Here is a 21,875-nt window from a genome sequence, read left to right as displayed (position 1 = left end):
AGAAATGAGGATAGAAGTGTATGGTTGAATTTGCAAGTAAAAAAACAGTCATTGATCAATCGATTCAATGGTGGAATCCTGGGAAAACCAGTCAATGGCAAAAAGATGGTATTGACTTGGTTATGGGGAAACGAGAAGGGTATTACTTTTACGATATGAATGGAAAAAAATTAATGGATGTCCATTTAAATGGTGGGACCTATAATCTGGGACATCGTAATCCTGAAATTATTGCTGCATTAAAGGAAGCCTTAAATGAATTCGATATCGGAAATCACCATTTTCCGGCGATGACACGTGCCCAGCTTGCAGAACAACTGTCACAATGCACACCTGACGGACTACACTATTCGATCTTATCTGCAGGTGGAAGTGAAGCCATCGATGTCGCCTTAAAATGTGCAAGATATGCTACGAAAAGAAAAAAAATCGTCTCCATCATCAATGGGTATCATGGTCATACCGGACTCGCTGTCTCATTAGGGAATGAACGATATTCACGCCCTTTCTTAAGTGAAGGGGATCCGGCAGAATTTATTCATGTACCATTTAATGATTTACATGCGATGGAGAGAGCGCTAATAAATGAAGATGTTGCCTGTGTCATTATCGAAACCATTCCGGCAACCTATGGATTCCCGCTTCCGGAAAAAGGATATCTATCTTCTGTTAAACGATTGTGTGAACGGTTTGGATCATTATATATCGCTGATGAGGTGCAAACGGGTTTAATGCGGACCGGAAAACTTTGGGGCGTTGAACATTATGGAATCGAACCAGATATTTTAGTTACCTCCAAAGGCTTCAGTGGTGGAATCTATCCGATTGCAGCTACCGTTGTGAGTAAAAAGGCTGGCAATTGGATGAATGAAGATGGGTTTGCCCACATCTCCACATTCGGCGGTTCGGAATTAGGCTGTATTGTGGCGATGAAGGTGTTGGAAATCTCCAGACGGAGGGAAGTACAGCAAAACGTAGATTTTGTAGCCCGTTATTTACGGACAGGACTTGAGACGATTAAGAACCAAAATCCAGACTTTTTTACAGGGATTCGCCAATTAGGTGTTGTAATGGGGCTGGAGTTCAGCCATCCACAAGGCGCCATCTTTGTCATGCAGCAGCTGTTTAAAAATGGAGTTTGGGCCATTTATTCCATGCTTGATAATCGAGTTCTTCAATTTAAACCTGGTTTACTTTGCGATCAAGACTATTGTGATGAGTTACTTTCAAAATGCGAACTTAGTATAAAACAGGCAGCAAAAATGGCTTATAGTTATAGCTGACCATTAGAAGGGAGAAATGAAAATGAGCAGCTCCTCAGTTGATCCATTACATGAATCATTAAATAAATTTAATGAAATTGCGAATTCCGCCCTTCCCTGTTACCCATTTTTATCGCAATCTACGATTCAACTATTAAATTATTCAGAAAATGCTACGTATCTCGTTCATGATTCAGCTGCAGGTAATAAATATATATTACGTGTTGGGCGCCCAGGATATCATACAAAAAAGGAAGTAGAGAGTGAGCTTGAATGGTTGATGTCAATTGATGAACATTCATCTATTCAGGTTTCCCTGCCTATTTTAGGAGGAAATAATGAATATATACAAGTAGTTGACTATCAAAATGATCTTTATTACTGCACCCTTTTCACATTTTTAGACGGTCAGGCCCCCAATGAAGAAAACGAGAGTGAACTTATCAGTCAATTTAGGAAGCTTGGCGAAATTACCGCGCAATTGCATGGACATAGTATCGATCACCGGGAAAATCTTCGGAAAATCCGCAGGCTCACCTGGGATTACGATACCATTCTAGGCTCCAATCCAAAGTGGGGCAGATGGCAAGATGGCCTCGGGATGACAGCGGAGCGAACAGAATTGTTTACGGATGTTTCAGAAAAAATTAGACAAAGACTGAACCAATTTGGAAAAGGACCTGATCGATATGGCTTGATTCATTCCGATTTACGGCTTGCTAATTTATTGGTTGAGTGCGAACAAATTAAGGTGATTGACTTTGATGATTGTGGATTTGGCTGGTATCTCTATGACCTGGCTACCTCTTTAAGCTTTATCGAGCATTTACCATATGTACCTTCCCTAATTGCCTCATGGTTGAAAGGTTATCGTGGGATTCGCCCCCTTTCAGAAGAAGAAGAGGCTGAAATCCCTACCTTTATTCTGATGAGAAGACTTCAGCTGATTGCTTGGGTAGGGAGTCGTGATAATGAGACTACGAGGGAATTAGGAAGCGGATTTACAGAGTCTACTGATGAATTGGCAAAGAGATACCTGCAGGACGGGAAGATATAGGAAATGATCATAACGATAGTGCTTTTTAAGGTGGTGTAGGAATGGACGCGGAGTTAGTTGAAAAAATTACGAGATTAGTACTTTCGCGGCTGGAGGAAGAATCGAAACGTTTTGTTCAAAATGGTTGGAGTGAACAATCTTTCGAGGTGGATGAAAGGGTAGAATATCCCCCCCTTACGAACGAGGAGATAAAACAATGGAACAATATTACCTCCACAGTGGGATTTTCAAAAAAAGTGGATGAAATCCCTTCGCACATAGTTCCGCTAACGATGGAAGAATTGAAAACTTGGAAAAACCTCTCAGTTTCCATGAGCCCAAAAGAACGGGAACATAGTCGGGTGAAATTTTCCTCGTATCACGAGTGAGGGGGGAATAGGAACGGGACAAATGGATTTTTAAGAAAAGTAGGAGGAATGAAGCATGGCTATTAATGGCGCACTTGGCATGATCGAGACAAGAGGATTAGTGGCATCCCTTGAAGCAGCGGATGCGATGGTAAAGGCGGCAAATGTCAATCTAATAGGTAAGATTCATGTTGGCGGTGGGATTGTGACCGTCCTTGTAACGGGGGACGTGGGCGCAGTTAAAGCAGCGACGGAGGCAGGAAGTGAAGCGGCTCAGCGTGTGGGAGAGATTCTATCTATCCATGTCATCCCTCGTCCACATAATGAACTGCAAATGATTTTGCCAAAATTTGAAGGATAACAATCTTAATATTTTTAACATATAAGGGGGTGAATGATTGTTCTAATCCCTGATGGTGAATGAAAGTGGTGCCGTAAACAGTCATTGTGATTGTCAACTCGATTGCTAACTTTTAAGGAGAGAAGGGAGAAAAAATGTCTAAAGCTGGTCTCGCTTTGTTTGAACAGAAATCTACCGGTGGAATCGCTCGGCAAATTAGTCCCATTGACACGATGATTTACTCTGCTGCAAATCCAGGGCTGATGTTTGCGCTCGTTTATATCATGTGGGCGCCGTTTCTGTATCCAGGTGCCCATATGGTCTGGGCCATTTTGGCTGTGGCACAGATGTTCATTATTGCAGGTCTTTACTGGTTATTATCAGTCTCGATGCCTAGGTCTGGCGGGGAATATATCTATATTAGCCGGATTCTCCATCCCTCGCTTGGTCTGATGGCAAGCTTTATGATTACTTTTACCTCTATCTCATGGACTGGAATTCTTTTAAACTGGATCATTAAATGGTCTGTAGTCGAATTCTTCTATTCAATCGCATTAATTAATGGAAATGATGGAGCATGGCTGAATTTAGCAGAGTTTTTCAATAGAAATTATATGCATGCGATTATTGGCACGGGCTTGCTGTTGTTTATCTACTTTATCTATTATAAAGGAACAAAGTGGATGGTAAGATTGGCGTACCTAACTTTGGGTGCTACTCTTGTTGGAGCTGTTGTCTTTATCATTGCAAACTTAATCACTGGGCAAGGAACGTTTGCAGCCAATTTTACACAGCTGACAGGTTTAGCCTATGGAGATGTCATTCCAATCGCTAAAGCTGATGGATATACAACGGAGTTCCTCTTCGGTGCAACGGTTATGGCAGGTTCAACCTACATCATCCTAAATACACTTGGATCAACCTTTGGAGCGAATCTGGCTGGAGAAGTGCGAAACGTTCAAAAATCTCAGTTAATGGCATTATTTGGATCATTGGCGATTTTAATGGTAGTATGGGCGATCTTTTATGCGATGTCCTATATTAACTTCGGGGATATCTGGTCCAATAGCCTGTATTATTTATATAATTCTGGCCATGAAGCCTATCCATTTAAAGGTTATGATCCATTTATTACCATAATGATTGGGATCATGACAAAGAATCCTGTGTTTGTGTTCTTAATTGCCATCTGTTTTGCTGTTGCTACCTTTGGATCAGCTGCTGGTTTAGGCTTTGGGCCATCACGTAATATGGTTGCCTGGTCATTTGACCGTCTGATCCCTAGTAAATTTATGGAACTAAATAAAAAGACAAATTCACCTACGTATGCGCTAAGAACCGTTATTATTGGTGCCTGGTTTTTCTTAATGCTGGATATTTTCGTCCCTGCTTGGACAGCAAATATTGCTTACACCATTTTTACATGGTTCCTAGCTTGGATATTCCTTGGGATTGCCGGTATTGTTTTTTCAACAAGAAAGAAAATTTTGTTTAATTCCTCACCACCTATCGTAAAGACAAAATTTTTAGGTATCCATTTAGTCACGATTTTAGGCTGGCTAACCTTAGCGATTAGCGTCTCGATTTGTTACTATCTCCTAATCCCATTCTTAAGAGGGGATTTACCATTTACGATGATTGTGGTCTCCCTGTGTTTAATGTTGATCCCGATCATCATCTATTTTGTGATGAAACGTCACCATGCTAAAAAAGGAATAGATATTGATATTCAATTCCAGGAGATTCCATCAGACTAATCAATTTTTCAAAAATTAATAGGATGAGGTGGGGACTTTGAAAATTTTTTATGCAGGCGATCTGCACGGAGGAGAAACCGCGTTTCGAAAATTCACCAATGCCGGTAAGTTTTATCAAGCGGATTTAGTTATTTATGGCGGGGATTTTACAGGGAAAATGGTCGTCCCGATTGTTGAAAAGTCCGGCATTTATACATGCCGATATTATGGCTCCACGGTGAAAGTAAAGAAAGCAAATGAACTGCCAGACTTGGAAAGAAATTTAAGGGATGCGGGATTCTATCCATTCTTAGTGACAGAAGAAGAGCTAAATCAACTAAAAGAGAGCGACGCGGAGCGAATTATTAAAGAAAAGCAAATAGAAGTGGTTAAGGATTGGGTCGATTTGGCTGATGAAAGGTTTAAAGCAGCAGGAATTCCTTGTATCATGATTCCGGGCAGCGTGGATGACTTTTATCTTGATGAGATACTCAATGACGGAAAGTTTGTGCAAAATGGGGATGGAAGAGTGATTGAGGTAGACGGATTTGAAATCCTCTCAGTGGGCGGCGGGAAGCCAAGTGTATTTAAGTATCCGCGTGAATTTAGTGAGGAAGAACTAGCGGAGAAAATTGAAAACGCTGCCAATCAGGTTCAGGATATGAATAAATGTATCTTCAACATTCACATTCCTCCCTACAGACACCGATTTGGATCAAGGGACTTTGTATGATGATGAGTTGAAGCCTGTTCTCGACGGGGATTCCTTAGCAACAGCGCCAATTGGCAGTAAAGCTGTTCGTGAAGCCATTGAAAAATATCAACCCCTTCTCTCCTTACACGGGCATGTTCATGAAAGCCGGGGAGTGACCACTATAGGAAGGACAATATGTATTAATGCGGGAACAGATTATGATCAAGGCCTCCTTAGAGGCGCTTTAGTGGACGTGAATAAGGATGGAAAAGTGTCATATTCACTAACAGCCGGGTAAGCAATGCTTTATATGAAACTACTTCATTATTAAAAACGGAGTTGAGGTAATGGAAATTATTCACAAAGACCAATGTGTGCTGAAAATGTCACGCAACAATCCAGCGGTTAAAAAAGTAAAACCTGGGAGTATGGTCGTTTTTGAAACATATGATTGTTTCAGTAATCAAATACAGGAGGAAGATCAGCCGTTTAGCTCAGTAGGCTGGGATCAAATTAATCCTGCTACTGGCCCATTATATATTGAAGGGGCGGAGCCGGGGGATATATTAAAAGTGGAGATCTTAGAAATTAATATTGAAAGCAAAGGGGTTATGACGACGGCCCCGAAGCTTGGTGTTCTTGGTGATATTGTGACTGGGGAAACGACAAAAGTAATCCCAATCGAAGAGGGGAAAGCCATTTTTAATGAGATCATTCACATTCCCATTAAACCGATGATTGGGGTCATTGGGACGGCACCGGCAGTCACAGAAATTCCAACTGGCACTCCGGGAGAACACGGCGGGAATATGGACTGTAAGAAAATCGTCAAAGGCTCAACATTATATCTGCCAGTCAATGTTTCCGGTGCGCTCCTGTCAATGGGAGATTTACATGCGGTGATGGCGGACGGAGAAATTGTTATCTGTGGTTTGGAAATTCCAGGAGAAGTAACGATAAAGGTTGATGTGGTAAGAGGCGAAACTTATCCATTACCAATGCTTGTTAGTGAAGAGAAACTAATCACCATCGCATCTGCTAAGACATTGGATGAAGCGGCTAAACAAGCAACCATTAATATGCACACGTTTATTGTTGAACACCTTGGACTGCCGATTGATGAAGCAGGAATGCTATTATCCTTAGTGGGTGACTTAAGGATATGTCAGGTTGTTGATCCGCTTATGACAGCTCGAATGGAGCTGCCGCAATGGATATTGGATCAATATAAATTGAGAATAAAATAGAAGTATGCATGTGTTCGATGTGCTGAGGAGTGAGTTTTTGTATGAAAAAAAAACGTGGGCGTGATCTTGGATTGCCGTTTCCGGGTATACCAGGGGAATTTAATGCCATAACAGATGTTCCGGGTGTGGAAATTGGCTTTACTACAATTATTGAAGGTGAAGGGCAAGTACAAATCGGAAAAGGTCCAATACGTACAGGAGTAACAGCCATTTTGCCTCGCGGTAAAAAGGAAAAAATGGAACCAGTTTGGGCAGGTTTCTACAGTTTAAATGGGAATGGTGAAATGACAGGGGTCCATTGGATAAATGATGGCGGATATTTTCTGAGCCCAATCTGTATTACAAATACCCATTCAGTTGGAATTGCTCACCATGCTACAACAAAATGGATGGTGAATAACTATGAAAAACAATTCACTGATGAACATCTATGGGCAATGCCGGTAATAGCTGAAACGTATGATGGTGTTCTTAATGACATAAACGGCCAACATATCACTGAAGGGCATGTTCTTTCTGCAATTGACAGCGCTAAATCAGGACCAGTCGCTGAGGGGAATGTTGGCGGGGGGACCGGAATGATTTGCTACGAATTTAAAGGAGGAACGGGTACATCATCACGGGTTGTCACGATTAATGGTCAACAACAACATATCGGTGTGCTCGTTCAAGCAAACTTTGGATTACGTGAGTGGCTGACCATTCTAGGGGTTCCATTGGGAAAACATATGAGTAAAGAAAGTCTTTTAGAAAAGGAACAAGGTTCGGTTATTGTCATTATTGGGACTGATATTCCGATGCTTCCCCATCAACTGCAAAGGGTTGCAAAGCGTGCTGCCATAGGCATTGGCAGGAGCGGGAGCCCTGGGGGAAATAGTTCTGGTGATATTTTTCTTGCCTTTTCAACTGCCAATGAAATGGAAATTCCCCAATTATCAAAAGAGAAATTAACGATGGAATTTGTCAATGATGAGGTATTTGACCCCATTTACGAAGCTGTTTGTCAGGCAGTTGATGAATCAGTCGTTAACGCGATGATTGCTGCGGAATCGATGACCACTGTTAAACCATTTGGGAAAATCGTCCCTGCAATCAACCACGAAGAGCTTATGCAAATTATGAAAGAATATCATCGGATTTAGGTAACAACTTGCGTCAAGTAAGAGGCCTGTTCAAATTTGAGCAGGCCTCTTACTTTTACCTGAATGAAACTGGAAATAAAACAGTAAAAAATATGGAGCATGATTATGTTAAAATGATAGAAAGTCAGCATTTTCTGGAGGGAATAATGGGGAAACATAAAATAATGGCAGTTTTAGAAAAAGAATTAGTGATTGCACTTGGTTGTACAGAACCAGTTGCCATTAGTTTAGCTGCCGCAACAGCAAAGAGCAAAATTAATGGACAGATCAAGTCTATCAGTGTAAAAGCAAGCGGAAATATTATTAAAAATGCCAAGTCGGTTGGAATTCCTGGTATGTCGGCAAAGGGTCTAGAGTTCGCTGCTGCTCTTGGAGCGGCTGCCGGTGACCCAGAGAAAAAATTAGAAATATTAGATGGGCTTACAATGGAAGACGAACTGGCGGCATTGAAACTTATAGAAGCGGGAAAAGTAGCTGCCGGCCAGGCAGATACTCCGAAAAGGCTGTATATTGAAGTCATAGTTGAAACAGAAAAGCAGACTGCAATGGTTGTCATTTCCGATAATCATAGTAATATCACCTTAATCGAAGTGGATGGAAAGCCTGTCTATCTTGGCGGATGTGAGAATATCGGAATCCAGACTGAGGAAGAGGAATTGGAAGCGTTAACAATCGATGAAATATATGAATGGGTGTTAACCACGGACATTGACGACTTAGCACTTGTAAAAAAGAGTATTGAATTAAATAAAAATATTGGTTTAGAAGGACTTTCCGGTAATTATGGTCTAAATGTTGGAAAAACGATTCAAGATAATGTGAAAAAGGGGATTTTATCCAACGATTTAGCCACTGCGGCCATGTCGCTTGCAGCAGCGGGTTCAGATGCCAGAATGGCAGGATCAACACTTCCGGTAATGGCGAATACAGGGAGTGGAAACCAAGGGATTGCGGTTACACTTCCAGTTGTCGCCGCAGCAGAAAAGCTGCAAGTGTCCGAGGACAAGATGATTCGGGCGGTTGCTCTTAGTCACCTGATAACCATCCATATCAAATCTAGATTTGGCCGCCTTTCTGCCTTATGCGGGGTCACCGCAGCGGGAATGGGGGCAAGTGGAGCAATTGTTTATTTATTGAACGGGGGCCTTCAACAGATAAAGGCAGCCATTCAAAATACAATTGGCAACGTGTCAGGAATGATTTGCGACGGAGCAAAGGCAGGCTGCGCCATGAAGGTTTCAACTTGTTCCAATGTCGCTGTCCAGTCCGCATTACTTGCCTTGAACCATCAGGAAATACAGTCAACAGACGGCTTTATTCACGATGATGTCGAAAAAAGTATTGAGAGCTTCTGCAAACTTGGAAATGAAGGTACAAGGCAAACAGATGAACTGATATTAAAATTAATGTTGGAAAAATAAAACGAGGTTCGCATTCCCGTTGGAGGACTTTTTACTTCTCGATTTCCTGTGAAAGTCCTTCATCATGGTTATGAAGGACATTTTACTTGATTATTTTGCATAAAAATTTTCGGTATAGTAGGGCTGTGATTGATCATTAAAAGCAACGCCTACTCCTAAATACTTATATCCCTTACGTAAAATATTTTGGCGGTGGCCAATCGAGTTCATTAACCCTTCATGGGCAAAAATACTGCTAAATTGACCATAAGCAAGGTTCTCTCCAGCAAGATAAAAGATAATTTGATCCTCCTTCATCCGATCAAATGGCGATTGCCCTTTAAGGTTTGTGTGATCAAAATATTGATTAACAGCCATATCCATGCTATGTTTCCGAGCAGTTTCTTTTACTTGATTATCCCATGACAGAATGGGAAGCTGGTGCTCCACACGAGATGCATTTGTTAAATCGAATAGCTGGTATTCAAATCCTTCCTTCAATTCCGGACTTGCACTAGTGTAGAGTTCATGTTTCTTTTGTTCCAAATCTTTGTTGATTAATTGCATGGCAGTCACTGTATTGTTTTCGTGTTTGTCGTAGAAAATGGTAACATAGACTTCGTCTAGCAGATATACATCATAGTCCGCATTTTCTTGTATTTGCAAAATAGTCAGCCCCTTTTGAATCCCGGACAGTGGTTTTCCAAGCACAGCTCGAACGGTTTCTTTCGAACTACCTCCCTTAATCCCATTGCTAGAGGCAATTAAATCTTGATTTGTGTATAAACCAACTGCTTGATTTTTATCATCGAACATGACCATAAAAAAGCTTTGATAATTGTTGTGAAAAGCATACCACTTTTCCCCATATTCATTCAGCGATTCCCGGTTTGCCTGGCCAAGTTTGTTTTCAATATCTTTTTTGGTGGCGCCGAGCTCTATATTATGAATGGAAAAGACTTGATCAGCTGGGGTTTTTAACGTTACCTTTTCTCGATCAGCTGGCTCTTCCGTTAGCGGATTTTTATCTAAAAAAAGGCCAAGCTGCTCTACAAATTGTTTGACCTCTCCAGATAGAGATTCGATGGCTGCCTGAATTTCAGGATTTTTCTTGACATCATTTAATTTAGTTTCAATTTGTTTCATTGAAACTGCGTAATCGGAATTTGCAAATTTTTGTTTAATAAATGGTCCAGAAACATATAGTATAAATAGTATGACTAGAATTGAAAAAATTCGCCCCATCATCTCTCCTCCATTTCTATTAGAATTGTAACCAAACGAATTTAATTGTATAAGCAATATGCTTACGTTCAATACAAGCGTATTAGTTAAAATTCGTGAAAAAAACGGGTTTACTATATTATGATAGATGGATTTATGAAATCAAGTGGAAAAAAAATGAATCGATGTAGTGGAACGCACAAAAAATTTGAAAACAACAAAAGGAGATACGATGTTAGAAACTGGATGGAATTTTGAAAATAGTTATGCCCGTCTCCCAAATTCTTTTTTTACTTTACACAATCCAATACCCGTCGAGGAACCAGGGTTAGTTATTCTCAATGCGCCTTTGGCGGAATCACTTGGATTGAATATAGAGGCGCTGCAGAGTGAGGATGGTGTGGCGGTTCTTGCCGGCAACCGGGTACCCCAGGGAGCTGAGCCGCTTGCGCAGGCATATGCAGGTCATCAATTTGGGCATTTTACAAAGTTAGGGGATGGACGGGCTGTGCTGCTGGGAGAGCAGATGACGTCTAAAGGAGAACGAGTTGATATTCAGCTTAAAGGGCCAGGGAGAACACCATATTCCCGCGGCGGTGACGGACGTGCGGCACTCGGACCGATGCTGCGAGAATACATCATCAGTGAGGCCATGCATGCCTTGGGTATTCCTACCACCCGTAGTCTAGCTGTCGTCACAACCGGTGAAGCTGTCCAGCGTGAAACCGCTCTTCCTGGTGCCATCCTTACTCGTGTTGCTGCTAGTCATATTCGAGTAGGTACCTTCCAGTACGTGGCAAAATGGGGAACAATGGAGGAGCTTCGGACACTCGCAGACTATGCAATTAGCCGACATTATCCCGACATTGAAGCGGATGAAAATCGATATCTACGGTTTCTTGAAGAAGTAATCAAACGCCAGGCGGCACTTGTAGCCAAATGGCAATTGGTTGGCTTTATACATGGGGTGATGAACACTGATAATATGACAATTAGTGGAGAAACAATTGATTATGGTCCTTGTGCCTTTATGGATACATATGATCCCGCAACGGTTTTCAGTTCTATTGATACTCAAGGACGCTATGCCTATGGCAACCAGCCTTATATGGCGGGATGGAATCTCGCACGGTTCGCTGAAACTCTCTTACCGCTGCTAGATGAAAATCAAGAGAAGGCGGTTGAAAAGGCTCAAGATGCAATATCTCACTTTTCAAAAATATATGAAGCGAATTGGCTCGAGGGAATGCGAGCGAAACTTGGAATATTTAACGAAGAATCTGATGATGAAAAGCTAATAAATGACCTCCTTAGTTTGATGGAGAAGAATCATGCGGATTTTACCAATACATTCAGGGCGCTAACATTGGCTAATAATGAAGAAACTGGTTTGAATGGTGAGCCAGAATTTGCGGAGTGGTACGGTAAATGGAAAGCTAGATTAGACCGGCAGGAAGAATCGAAAACCTCTGTAGAACAATTAATGGGAAACAGTAATCCTGCGGTAATCCCACGAAATCATCGGGTAGAAGAAGCGCTGGAAGCGGCAGTGGAACAAGGTGATTTAATAGTGATGGACCGGCTGCTTAAAATTCTTTCTAATCCTTATGCCTATTCCCCTGAAAAGGCGGAATACTGCACACTTCCTGAGCCATCAACTGGTAGATACCGTACTTTCTGCGGAACCTGATATTAGTTTTAAAAAAACAGTCACACATTTAAGTATTTCATCATATAGTAACTTCTGTGTGAGAAATAATCAGGAAGGAAGTATGATGATGAATAACAACCAAATCATTACACCAACTAAAAATGATTTCAAGGATGGAGAAAATGGCTTCAAGATCGTTGAATTTAATGTCACTGATCCCACCGAAAGTTTATTTTCAGTAGTTACTCCTATTAAAAAGCAATAAGAGCGTTTTAAACTATCTTTTACATAGAAAGATGGTTTCGAATTTTTGGGCCCAAGTGCCAGGTATCTCATTTTTTCGAGGGTGATTGGCACTTTTGGTTCAGTTAACATGAGAGATTTTGCGACAAAAAAATAATTTGACATTTTCGCCTAACATGTTAACATTATCCATGTAAGGTAATCAATACAAATTAATAATTGAAGTTTATCCGCTAGAGGTGCCTTTTTAAAGGGCTGAGATTGAAGTGCTACTTCGGGACTCTATGAACCTGATCTGGATCATACCAGCGTAGGGAAGTGGAAACATGAATATTTGATGAACAAAAAATGTTCTTTTTTCAAATTTTCAACCACTTTCTTATCTAAAGGAAGTGGTTTTTTGTTTTTCACAGTATGCAATAAATGGCGGAATCTTCTGAAAGGGGTAACTTGTATTTTCGAAGATAAAGAATTTCATATCATATCCAATGGTAAGATGCCGATCGAGCAGTTTCAGGAAATTGTAAAGGATATCGAGCCCTATGTGACAGCAATACATTTACGGGAAAAACAAAAAACAGCCCGTGAACTATATGAAATGGTCCAACAATTAATTTCTGCAAACATCCCGCTAGCAAAGATTATTATTAATGACCGCCTGGATGTGGCCTTAACAGCAAAGGCCGGTGGGGTGCAATTAGCTTTTCACAGTTTAGAACCAGGTGTTGTGAAGGAAAATTTTCCTCAGATTCGGATAGGGAGTTCGATTCATTCTTATCAGGAAGGAGTGGCTGCAAAAGTAAATCGTGCAGATTATGTGATTTACGGTCATATTTTCCCTTCTCACTCAAAACCAGGAATGGCCCCGAAAGGCTTGGAGGAATTATCAAGGATAACACAACTTGACATCCCAGTTATTGCAATTGGAGGTATAACACAAGAAAATGCAGCGAGGGTAATACAGGCAGGAGCACAAGGAATAGCAGTTATGTCGGGTGTTTTAAATGCAGGCGATCCACTGGCAGCAGTTAAGTCATACATAAAAGTGTTGAAAAATGGAGGTGGAAAAAGTGGGGAATTCAGCTGATGTAATTATTATCGGTGGGGGAATCGTCGGAACTTCCATTGCCTATCAGCTATCAAAAATGGGAAGAAAAGTGATTATACTCGAAAAGGATCAACTAGCGTGCCAAGCAACTAGAGCTGCCGCAGGAATGCTGGCCTCACAAGCGGAAATCGAACAAGATGGTCCATTATTCCAAATGGGGTTAACAAGTCAATCTATGTTTTCAACTCTCGCAAATGAATTATTGGAATTTTCTGGAGTAGATATTGAGTTTGTCAATAAAGGATTGTTAAAAATTGCTGAAACCGAAGAAATAGCATCCGAAGTAAAAAAACAGGTTGATTTTCAAAGGGAGTGGGACCCTGCTATAACTTGGCTTGATAAAAAGGAATTATTAGAATTGGAACCATCCTTATCTCCAAGCATTTCAGGGGCAATGCTCATTCCTAACGATGGACATGTGCAGCCGGCAAAGTTAGCAAAAGCATTTACACAAGCAGCTGCCTATTTTGGGGCCGAGATTCGAGAACATACGGAAGTCGTTTCTTTAATATATGAAAATGGTCAAGTTAGAGGGGTTAACACGACCAATGGTGCTATCCGCAGTGAACAGGTTGTCGTTGCCGCCGGGGCATGGGCTTCGAAACTATTGTGTGAAGCAGGTCTGGAGATAAATGTTTATCCAGTAAAAGGAGAATGCTTTTCTGTCAGACCGGAAAAGCCGGTGATTAGCATGACCATTTTTTCCGACAAACGTTGTTATCTTGTACCAAAACGAAATGGGGAAATTTATATTGGTGCCACCATGATTGAACATACATTTGATCAAACAGTAACACCTAAAGGGATTGCTAGCTTAATTGAAAGAGCAACAAATCTGGTTCCACAGCTGAATGAAGCAGCATGGGAGCGCGTATGGTCCGGTATTCGGCCACAGACAGGAGATGGGTTGCCATACATTGGCGAACATCCCAGCCGGAAAGGGCTATACGTTGCAGCAGGGCATTTCCGAAACGGGATTCTATTAAGTCCCATAACAGGGAAACTGATGGCAAACCTTTTAACTGGGGGAATAACTGACCAAACGCTACTCTCAGCTTTTCATTTAGAAAGACATAAAAAAATAGTTGTATAGGAGGCACGGTATGAATGTTGTCTTAAATGGTGAGTTAATCCAACTCCCTGAACAAGTTGTTTGTATTGCAGATGTTCTAAATCATTTTGAAATTCAGGATAAAATCGTTGTCGTAGAAGTTAATGGTGAAGTCATAACGAAATTAGAACACCAGATTACCAGATTAGCAGATAAAGATCGAATTGAAATAGTCCATTTTGTAGGAGGCGGTTAATATGTTGAAAATTGGTCCTATATCCTTTCACTCTCGTTTATTATTAGGAACAGGAAAGTATCCAAGCTATGAAATTCAAAAGGAAGCAGTGGACGTATCTAATGCTGAAATCCTCACATTTGCTGTAAGACGTATGAATATTTTTGACCCAACCCAACCCAACTTTTTAGAACAGTTGGACACCACTAAATATACGCTTTTGCCAAATACTGCAGGGGCAAAGAACGCTTCAGAGGCTGTGCGCATTGCAAAATTAGCAAAAGCCTCGGGTCTTTGCGATATGATTAAAGTGGAAGTCATTGGCTGTGATCAAACCTTACTCCCGGACCCAGTTGAAACCCTAAAGGCAACAGAGGAATTAGTAAAGGAAGGATTTATTGTTCTCCCATATACCTCAGATGATGTGGTTTTAGCCAGGAAGCTTCAAGAAATTGGCTGCCATGCGGTCATGCCAGGGGCTTCGCCAATAGGTTCCGGTCAAGGGATTATCAATCCAGTAAACCTAAGTTTTATTATCGAACAGGCTGAAGTGCCTGTTATTGTGGATGCTGGAATTGGCTCACCAGCCGATGCTGCCTTTGCGATGGAATTAGGGGCCGATGGTGTGTTATTAAATACTGCAGTGTCAGCGGCAAAGAATCCGGTAAAAATGGCAAAAGCGATGAAGCTTGCGATTGAAGCTGGACGATTAGGATATGAAGCCGGTCGGATTGAGAAAAAGCGGTATGCAGCAGCAAGCAGTCCTAAGGAAGGAATGAGTATCGGGTGAATCCACGCTACTCAAGACAAGTATTATTTTCACCAATTGGAAAAGTCGGACAGCAGCTAATTTCCACTAAGCATGTACTTATCATAGGAGCAGGAGCACTTGGTACAGGCAGTGCCGAAGCATTGGTCCGCGCGGGAATTGGTAAGCTAACCATTGTTGACCGTGATTATGTGGAATGGAGTAATTTACAGCGGCAGCAGTTATATACAGAAGAAGATGCTAAAAAACGAACCCCTAAAGTCATTGCAGCCAAACGACGCCTATCGGAGGTTAACTCAACAGTGGAATTGGAGGCAATAATCGAAGACGCTTCAGCCTTTGAGCTTGAAGAATGGGCTAAAAATGTGGATCTAATCATCGATGCTACGGATAATTTCGAAACAAGAATGATGATAAACGATGTATCGCAAAAGGTTGTTGTTCCATGGATATACGGGGCTTGTGTCGGAAGCTACGGCATTTCCTACACATTTATTCCCGAGAAATCGCCTTGCCTTTCTTGTTTATTGGAATCAGTTCCTCTCGGAGGATTAACCTGTGATACCGCCGGAATTATAAGTCCAGCCGTTCAAATGGTTGTTGCTCAACAAATAAGTGAAGCAATGAAAATTTTGGTCGGTGATTTGGAAGCATTGCGAAACAAACTCGTTTCCTTTGATTTATGGAAAAATCAGTATAGTGCGATTAATGTTGATAAATTAAAAAGAGCGGATTGTCCTTCTTGCGGGGTAAACCGGTCCTACCCTAATTTATCTTTTGAAAACCAAACGAAAACAGCAGTACTTTGCGGAAGAGATTCTGTTCAAATCCGTCCACCCAGTCCAACCATCAGGGATTTGTCTGGGCTAGAAAAAACATTGGCAAAACAAGAAGGAACTGTGCAGTTGAATCCTTATCTCTTATCATTTACGGTGAATTCTCATCGATTGGTATTTTTTAAAGACGGAAGAGTCCTCATACACGGAACGAAGGATATTTCTGAAGCAAAGGCGCTATACCATCGATACCTAGGTTAAAACTGACATTGAAAAAGGTGTGTAAACTGACACACCTTTTTTTAGTATCCGCTATTTTTCAGCGACTTGGACGCCATGATTCCTTACATACAAATAATCCAAAGGCAATAAATTGTTTTTCTAAAACGCTTCAGAACTTGACCCCAGTAATGTAATTCGTTAAAGTGATGGGGCAGGAGGTAATAATAGTGGAAAGAAAACCAAAGGCAATTTTTTTAGATATGGATGGGACGATCTTAAACCATCAAAATAAGGTAAGTATACATACAAAAGAAATTATAGATGATTTACGAAAACAGGGTTTTTTTATTTTTATTGCTACAGGAAGAGCTTTTGGCGAAGTTGAAGGGTTAGTACCGCCGGGCTTTCAAGTGGATGGAATTGTTACATCTAATGGTATGGCAGGGTATGTTACGGATGAGGTTGTTTTTAAACATACACTTTCGCTTGAATTGGTGGAAATGGTTATTCAAAAAGCGAGAGAACATAAGGTGTACTATGAACTTTTTCCATACGGATCCGCCCGTATCACACTAAAACAGGATCAGGCGTATGTTGTAGCAGAAATAAGAGATCCTAAACCGGAAACTGTCGGAATGAATGAGTGGCTTTCCCGGAAACAAGCGATAAAAGAAGACATTGCTTGGAAGGATCATATAGAAGGCAACGAATTCTCCAAATTTTATTTTTTTGCCAGGACAAAAGAACATATCGAATGCTGGAAAAAAGAACTGGAGCAATTAAAGAAGGAAATTGATTTTACGATGTCAGTCTCTTCGGAGCACAATGCCGAGGTGATGGTGGCGAACGTCAATAAAGCAACCGGTGTTCAAGAAATGTTAAATCACTTTGGCTTGTCTTTGAAAGATACGTTGGCAATCGGCGACAGCGACAATGATTTGCCAATGCTAAGGCTCGTTAATTACGCTGTAGCAATGAAAAATGCACCCGATCGCATTAAAGAAATCACTGATGACGTAACGGATTTTACCTGTGATGAAGACGGTGTTTACTATTACCTGAAAACTAAATTTGGTGTTTTATAAAGATTGCAAGGCAATCTCCTGTTTTTTGGAGTGAGCCTTGCTTATTTTATAAGTTTTAACCGTCCTGTAACTAAAATTGCAAGAAACTTCAATCTTTTAGCATTTCGGTTAGCTAATAAAAAAGTCCCCCAACTCTTTATTTTACTAATGAGTAAAAAAAGGATTTTCTATTCCTGTTTTTGGGTATTCTAAAGACGAGGTGATATAATGGCTGCTGTAAAAATAGGCGATATGATTTCCTTTAAACGTGAGGGGAAAAACCTTGAAGGGGTCGTTTCTGGCATAAGGGAGAATTCTGTTATAGTCAATTACGGGTATTCAAAAGACAAAGACGAACCACTCACAACCATTGTGAATCATAAAAATTACAAAATAGCAAAATCAAATAGTTGACAGAATCTCCGTTAATTTCAAAAAAAGGTCTCAGACACCATCACATTATTAAATATTGGAAGGTCATTTGTAAAAATTGTTTCTCATTATTTATTTTTATAACAATACGAAGCAGTAGAGCCAGTCCCTAGGTGAACGCATTCACTGGGAGACTGACCCATTTTTCATACACATGCATTAGCACAGGATTATATTAGCGGCTGCGTCTCCACGCTTCCTTAAACACGAATAAACCGAAAACAATAAAAGCAAGGAAACCAATTATCGCGATAAGAATGTTTAAAATATTGCCGAGATTTCCTAGGCCAAGTAACTCGAAAAACTGGGTATAAGTTCCCGATCCCGCAAGCAACAGCCAAACTGCTCCTGTTATAAACCCAAGAAAAATTCCAAAAATACCCCAGGAAGATTGCCCATGACTCATAGAATATCACCTCCTGTCTAAGGTTGTTCACCATTAATGTATGCGTTTACTTAATACCTTGACTATGATTATACAAAATGTGGGCTCAACCCTGGGCGAAAATGAGACTATGGAATCAGATCCTAGAAAATGATTGGTGAAATACTAAAAATGCCTCCATGAAAAGTTGGAGGCAGAGTGTGTTAAACTGTTTTTGTAATGTTACTTGATTCCTTAAGTGTGCATTTAATATTGATTTTGGCTTTTAATCACTGATTGATTAAAATTAATAGCCAACTTCAACCGATGCTACAACTATGTACATCAAATCATTTTTATCTCCCTTATCTTCAAGGACTATCCCGCTAGTCGTCTTCATTCCGCCATCCATTACTTCTACCGAAACTTCCCCATATGGGAGGGCTTCTTTTACAGCCGCAATGTCGAGCTTTTCTTTGTCGCAAGGAACGGCGAGTTTCACATTCACTCTCATATTATCTAAATTGTTTTCAGGGAGCACCGAACGAATACCAGGCATCGAATTAAAGTGAATCGCATTTTTTACAGCACGAACTGCCGCGTGGGTAATATTTTGACCGTGCACATCAATCCCCATCCCAGTTTCAATAAACATTAATTTTTCCATGATTATACATCTTCCTTTCCAATTGCTTTCACCAATTTATTTTACCGTTTTTTATTGAGTATGTTAAATACTCGCGTATAGGTAGCGGAATTATCCTTTATAGAGGGAAAAAATCCAAAAAATAAAATAAAGTTCTTGTTCACACGCCATTTATCACTATATTCCCAGTATTTCAGCCAATTTCGCTTGATCAAATCCCATGATAATCTCTTCACGATCTTCGTCTTTGATAATGGTTGCTGGTGTAGCCGCAGCCCCTAGTTCAATAAGTTCTTGTAAATATTGATCGTTTTTACGTATATCTTTTTCCTCAAACTCAATCCCATTTTCTTTTAACCATTGTTTTTCCGCATGACAAGGCGGGCACGTCTCTTGAGAATAAATAATCACTTTTTTCATTTTACTACCTCCCTTTCATTACAGCTATTGTACAATGAAATCTGATTCCATGGGTAAAATAATGTCCCATAGATACATATTCACCATCTTCAAAGCATGCAGTATATGGAAGGATATGGCTAAAAAGGTAAGCATATTGCTGATAATTTCTCGAGTTTGGATGACAGACCATTATACGGCAAAATACACTGTTTTTACGACTTTGTATGACCTGGAAATCAATGATAAGATAAAAACCAACGTAAAAAGAACAATTCGCCAAGTGAAAAAAACTGAAAGGAATGATTTAAAATCGATCATTTACAATTAAGTTATACGAGCGAAATGGAAAAAGCGATGCATAGTGCTCATGGTGTAGGTTATGAAGAGTATATGAGGCATCATTCTGTAAGAATGAGGGTCGAAAAAAGCCGTGAAATGTATTATAATTCGTGTCGTAGAATGGTTGCTGAACTAGACCGCCTTGTTCATTATAATAATCGTTTAAAGCTATGAATGAAAAGGGAAACCAATGTGAAAGAATGAACAATGGTTTCCCTTTTTGATAGTAAATTTTTATAAAAATTGTGGATTTTATTTCATAATCCGCCACAAGAAGGATTCCTATCGTTCTCACTTTGATTGGAACTCGTTTTTTCTAAATTGGCAACAGAGACTGACTCCATCCCATATCCAGTAGAACTTATTTCAAGCACTTGTTCATTTCCTTTTTTCTTTAAGTTTGTGTTTGTTTCATTTTGAAATTGATCAAAATTTTCTTTTTCCAACAGATAAACCTCCTTGATATTTATTAACTCGTTAAAAAATATATACTATCTAAAAACACCATTAATCGCATTGTCAAAATCGTTCCAAATACGATCTCTATTTCGTCCTTTTCTAAGATCGTTCGAATAGTTTGTCATACGGCCAAAGAAATCGGTATCGTAAGAAATATAGACAGTATCAATTGAGTTATCAGCCGCATGAACTTGTTTTTCTATTCGCTTGTCAAGTGGAGAGGATACTTTCTTATAGTTGGTGTTATCACCAGTTCCAACCTTACGTTCGGTGGTTCTAGTAGTACCCCTTCGTTCGCTCCCAGTTATTTCAGTATTATCAGTCCCCGTAGTACCATCATAATTCCGTTTAACATCCGCCCCGGAATTTCCAAGTTTAAGACCTGTACCTGTATCTCTTGTACCAGTCATTCCAGATGTTCCTGGAGCTATTCCTCTATTACCGTCCAGATGATTTTGATTTAAACTCACCGCAACATATGCATCATTATTTCGAATAATGACATGGGCCTGATCTACTTCTTTTAAGAGTTCCACATTCTTACTCGCCCGGCTGGATAAACGTAAGTTTTGATTTGTTTTATTGGTTGGAAAGAAGTCATTATTTTCGTTATTTCTAACATTTTTTGCTCCCAAATTCTCATTTCTGTTTCCTGCGACATTATCATTATTGTTACAACCGGTTATACCCAATAAAGCAGTTGCTAATACGAAAGTAAGTACCCCTTTTTTTGCCAAGAAGATCACTTCCTATAAATAGTCTTAATTATATATTGACCATTTTTTGCGCTTCAATTCTTGTCTTCAGCAGGAAATATATTTTGTTGCTCTAATCAAATTCTTCAATTTATGCAATGTAGACTGGAATTAAAAGCAGAAATGTCCCATTTCCATGTGGAAGTGGGACGAAATATAAAATGTGTTATGGGAGATAAGAAAAGTACAAACAATTGATTCCAGCCTGACCCCTAGAGGAGTAAGCATAACTTCTTTAAGGGACTGGTCCTTTTTAACCCAGTTTCCCATCAATATCTGATGTATCTACATGATTGCCAAACCAGTCTTTTAATTTTTCTTTTGCTTTATCTTTAATATCATCATCAATGTACATTGCCACTTGGAGGAGGGCTACTCCTAATGCTCCCAAATCATCTGTGAAACCTACTCCAACCGCAAAATCAGGAATTAAATCAAAAGGCAGAATGAAATAACCTAAAGCTCCAATAATGATGGTTTTAGCTTTCCTTGGGACTTCTGGCTTTTGAAGAGTAAAATATAAGAGTAAAACTGCATACACAACGGATGAACCCGCTTTTTTGCCGAATCTCTTCAATTTGTTCCAAAACTTTTCATCAGTGAAATTTTTACCTGCGGCTTCCATGCTTTTTTTGAATTCTTCTTCATTCTTTGACATTTCACCAATCCCTCCTATGTCTTAATGTTATTTTACAATATAAAAGGAAAAAAATATGTTATTTTAACTTATTAAACACGGATCATATCGGGCAAATACAATCAAGATGCCTTTAGGCAAGCAGGTTTAAATGTATTTTACCTAACACTAACTACAACAAAAAAGGATATTTTGAACTGTGTAGAGAATTTTTTATCTACCATTCATAAAAGATATTTCCTTTATACGCGTATAATAGAGACTATTTCTTTT

27 protein-coding genes and 1 riboswitch are annotated in these 21,875 nt (G+C 40.0%); of the genes, 19 read left to right on the top strand and 8 right to left on the bottom strand.

Going from position 1 to position 21,875, the window contains the following annotated elements; genetic code table 11:
• Positions 1-20 precede the first annotated feature (20 nt).
• The 10 genes from ACO1D1_RS24900 to ACO1D1_RS24855 all read left to right on the top strand — a co-directional run bounded on the left by ACO1D1_RS24900 (position 21) and on the right by ACO1D1_RS24855 (position 9,246).
• A complete protein-coding gene (locus tag ACO1D1_RS24900; protein WP_149870454.1) occupies positions 21-1,283 on the top strand; it encodes an aspartate aminotransferase family protein in 1,263 nt (420 codons plus the stop codon).
• A 22-nt stretch (positions 1,284-1,305) separates the two neighbouring features.
• Entirely contained in the window at positions 1,306-2,319 is a 1,014-nt protein-coding gene (locus tag ACO1D1_RS24895; protein ID WP_423337502.1) for a phosphotransferase enzyme family protein, read from the top strand.
• 41 nt (positions 2,320-2,360) lie between these two features.
• On the top strand, positions 2,361-2,687 hold the full coding sequence (locus tag ACO1D1_RS24890; protein ID WP_423337501.1) for a hypothetical protein: 327 nt from the start codon (positions 2,361-2,363) through the stop codon (positions 2,685-2,687).
• Positions 2,688-2,742: 55 nt separating this feature from the next.
• Positions 2,743-3,027, top strand: a complete 285-nt coding sequence (locus ACO1D1_RS24885; RefSeq protein ID WP_149870451.1) for a BMC domain-containing protein — start codon at positions 2,743-2,745, stop codon at positions 3,025-3,027.
• A 134-nt stretch (positions 3,028-3,161) separates the two neighbouring features.
• On the top strand, positions 3,162-4,763 hold the full coding sequence (locus tag ACO1D1_RS24880) for an APC family permease (protein WP_149870450.1): 1,602 nt from the start codon (positions 3,162-3,164) through the stop codon (positions 4,761-4,763).
• A 37-nt stretch (positions 4,764-4,800) separates the two neighbouring features.
• Complete coding sequence (locus ACO1D1_RS24875) at positions 4,801-5,475, top strand: metallophosphoesterase family protein (RefSeq protein ID WP_423337500.1); 675 nt, start codon at positions 4,801-4,803, stop codon at positions 5,473-5,475.
• Positions 5,453-5,734, top strand: a complete 282-nt coding sequence (locus tag ACO1D1_RS24870) for a metallophosphoesterase family protein (protein ID WP_423337499.1) — start codon at positions 5,453-5,455, stop codon at positions 5,732-5,734. The genes ACO1D1_RS24875 and ACO1D1_RS24870 overlap by 23 nt, the downstream gene beginning before the upstream one ends.
• Positions 5,735-5,783: 49 nt before the next feature.
• Complete coding sequence (locus tag ACO1D1_RS24865; RefSeq protein ID WP_149870448.1) at positions 5,784-6,683, top strand: acetamidase/formamidase family protein; 900 nt, start codon at positions 5,784-5,786, stop codon at positions 6,681-6,683.
• A gap of 41 nt (positions 6,684-6,724) precedes the next feature.
• Positions 6,725-7,825, top strand: coding sequence for a P1 family peptidase (locus ACO1D1_RS24860; RefSeq protein ID WP_149870447.1), 1,101 nt, complete (start codon positions 6,725-6,727; stop codon positions 7,823-7,825).
• Between the two features lie 146 nt (positions 7,826-7,971).
• Positions 7,972-9,246, top strand: a complete 1,275-nt coding sequence (locus ACO1D1_RS24855; protein WP_149870446.1) for a serine dehydratase subunit alpha family protein — start codon at positions 7,972-7,974, stop codon at positions 9,244-9,246.
• 90 nt (positions 9,247-9,336) lie between these two features.
• On the opposite strand, the gene ACO1D1_RS24850 is transcribed toward ACO1D1_RS24855, so the two are convergent.
• A complete protein-coding gene (locus ACO1D1_RS24850; RefSeq protein ID WP_423337498.1) occupies positions 9,337-10,371 on the bottom strand; it encodes a CAP domain-containing protein in 1,035 nt (344 codons plus the stop codon).
• 310 nt (positions 10,372-10,681) lie between these two features.
• Here ACO1D1_RS24850 and ACO1D1_RS24845 point away from each other — a divergent pair, with 310 nt between their 5' ends.
• Positions 10,682-12,139: a protein adenylyltransferase SelO gene (locus ACO1D1_RS24845; RefSeq protein ID WP_423337497.1), complete on the top strand. Its 1,458-nt coding sequence runs from the start codon at positions 10,682-10,684 to the stop codon at positions 12,137-12,139.
• Positions 12,140-12,208: 69 nt separating this feature from the next.
• Here the strand turns inward: ACO1D1_RS24845 and ACO1D1_RS24840 are convergent, their stop codons facing one another.
• Positions 12,209-12,475 (bottom strand): hypothetical protein, encoded by a 267-nt coding sequence (locus tag ACO1D1_RS24840; RefSeq protein ID WP_423337496.1) that lies wholly within the window; start codon positions 12,473-12,475, stop codon positions 12,209-12,211.
• Positions 12,476-12,568: 93 nt separating this feature from the next.
• Positions 12,569-12,677: riboswitch (TPP riboswitch) on the top strand.
• Between the two features lie 66 nt (positions 12,678-12,743).
• On the opposite strand from ACO1D1_RS24840, the gene ACO1D1_RS24835 reads away from it, so the two are divergent.
• The 7 genes from ACO1D1_RS24835 to ACO1D1_RS24805 all read left to right on the top strand — a co-directional run bounded on the left by ACO1D1_RS24835 (position 12,744) and on the right by ACO1D1_RS24805 (position 17,982).
• Positions 12,744-13,430 (top strand): thiamine phosphate synthase, encoded by a 687-nt coding sequence (locus tag ACO1D1_RS24835; RefSeq protein ID WP_423337495.1) that lies wholly within the window; start codon positions 12,744-12,746, stop codon positions 13,428-13,430.
• Positions 13,414-14,544, top strand: a complete 1,131-nt coding sequence (thiO, locus tag ACO1D1_RS24830) for a glycine oxidase ThiO (RefSeq protein WP_423337494.1) — start codon at positions 13,414-13,416, stop codon at positions 14,542-14,544. Before ACO1D1_RS24835 ends, thiO begins: the two co-directional genes overlap by 17 nt.
• A gap of 10 nt (positions 14,545-14,554) precedes the next feature.
• Positions 14,555-14,758, top strand: a complete 204-nt coding sequence (gene thiS / locus ACO1D1_RS24825) for a sulfur carrier protein ThiS (RefSeq protein ID WP_423337493.1) — start codon at positions 14,555-14,557, stop codon at positions 14,756-14,758.
• 1 nt (position 14,759) lies between these two features.
• Entirely contained in the window at positions 14,760-15,527 is a 768-nt protein-coding gene (locus ACO1D1_RS24820) for a thiazole synthase (protein ID WP_423337492.1), read from the top strand.
• Positions 15,524-16,543, top strand: a complete 1,020-nt coding sequence (locus ACO1D1_RS24815) for a thiazole biosynthesis adenylyltransferase ThiF (protein ID WP_149870440.1) — start codon at positions 15,524-15,526, stop codon at positions 16,541-16,543. The genes ACO1D1_RS24820 and ACO1D1_RS24815 overlap by 4 nt, the downstream gene beginning before the upstream one ends.
• 188 nt (positions 16,544-16,731) lie before the next feature.
• On the top strand, positions 16,732-17,589 hold the full coding sequence (locus ACO1D1_RS24810; protein WP_149870439.1) for an HAD family hydrolase: 858 nt from the start codon (positions 16,732-16,734) through the stop codon (positions 17,587-17,589).
• 207 nt (positions 17,590-17,796) lie between these two features.
• Positions 17,797-17,982 (top strand): DUF2187 family protein, encoded by a 186-nt coding sequence (locus tag ACO1D1_RS24805; protein ID WP_149870438.1) that lies wholly within the window; start codon positions 17,797-17,799, stop codon positions 17,980-17,982.
• Positions 17,983-18,175: 193 nt separating this feature from the next.
• Here the strand turns inward: ACO1D1_RS24805 and ACO1D1_RS24800 are convergent, their stop codons facing one another.
• The 3 genes from ACO1D1_RS24800 to ACO1D1_RS24790 form a co-directional block, all read right to left on the bottom strand.
• The gene (locus tag ACO1D1_RS24800) at positions 18,176-18,406 is read right to left on the bottom strand and encodes an ABC transporter (RefSeq protein WP_423337491.1); all 231 of its coding nucleotides are present in this window, start codon (positions 18,404-18,406) and stop codon (positions 18,176-18,178) included.
• A gap of 265 nt (positions 18,407-18,671) precedes the next feature.
• A complete protein-coding gene (locus tag ACO1D1_RS24795) occupies positions 18,672-19,031 on the bottom strand; it encodes a Lin0512 family protein (RefSeq protein WP_149870436.1) in 360 nt (119 codons plus the stop codon).
• A 156-nt stretch (positions 19,032-19,187) separates the two neighbouring features.
• A complete protein-coding gene (locus ACO1D1_RS24790; protein ID WP_423337490.1) occupies positions 19,188-19,430 on the bottom strand; it encodes a glutaredoxin family protein in 243 nt (80 codons plus the stop codon).
• A gap of 136 nt (positions 19,431-19,566) precedes the next feature.
• Between ACO1D1_RS24790 and ACO1D1_RS24785 the strand changes: the two genes are divergently transcribed.
• A complete protein-coding gene (locus ACO1D1_RS24785; protein ID WP_423337489.1) occupies positions 19,567-19,740 on the top strand; it encodes a hypothetical protein in 174 nt (57 codons plus the stop codon).
• Positions 19,741-20,008: 268 nt separating this feature from the next.
• Here the strand turns inward: ACO1D1_RS24785 and ACO1D1_RS24780 are convergent, their stop codons facing one another.
• The 3 genes from ACO1D1_RS24780 to ACO1D1_RS24770 form a co-directional block, all read right to left on the bottom strand.
• Entirely contained in the window at positions 20,009-20,197 is a 189-nt protein-coding gene (locus ACO1D1_RS24780) for a hypothetical protein (RefSeq protein ID WP_149870434.1), read from the bottom strand.
• A 45-nt stretch (positions 20,198-20,242) separates the two neighbouring features.
• Complete coding sequence (locus tag ACO1D1_RS24775; RefSeq protein WP_423337488.1) at positions 20,243-20,947, bottom strand: YhcN/YlaJ family sporulation lipoprotein; 705 nt, start codon at positions 20,945-20,947, stop codon at positions 20,243-20,245.
• 271 nt (positions 20,948-21,218) lie between these two features.
• Positions 21,219-21,623 (bottom strand): YkvA family protein, encoded by a 405-nt coding sequence (locus ACO1D1_RS24770; protein ID WP_149870432.1) that lies wholly within the window; start codon positions 21,621-21,623, stop codon positions 21,219-21,221.
• Positions 21,624-21,875 lie beyond the last annotated feature (252 nt).

This window comes from Neobacillus sp. 19, from assembly GCF_049463095.1.
Taxonomy (GTDB): domain Bacteria; phylum Bacillota; class Bacilli; order Bacillales; family Cytobacillaceae; genus Neobacillus.
Note: the sequence above shows the minus strand (reverse complement) of the source record. Positions and strands in the feature narration are given on the sequence as shown.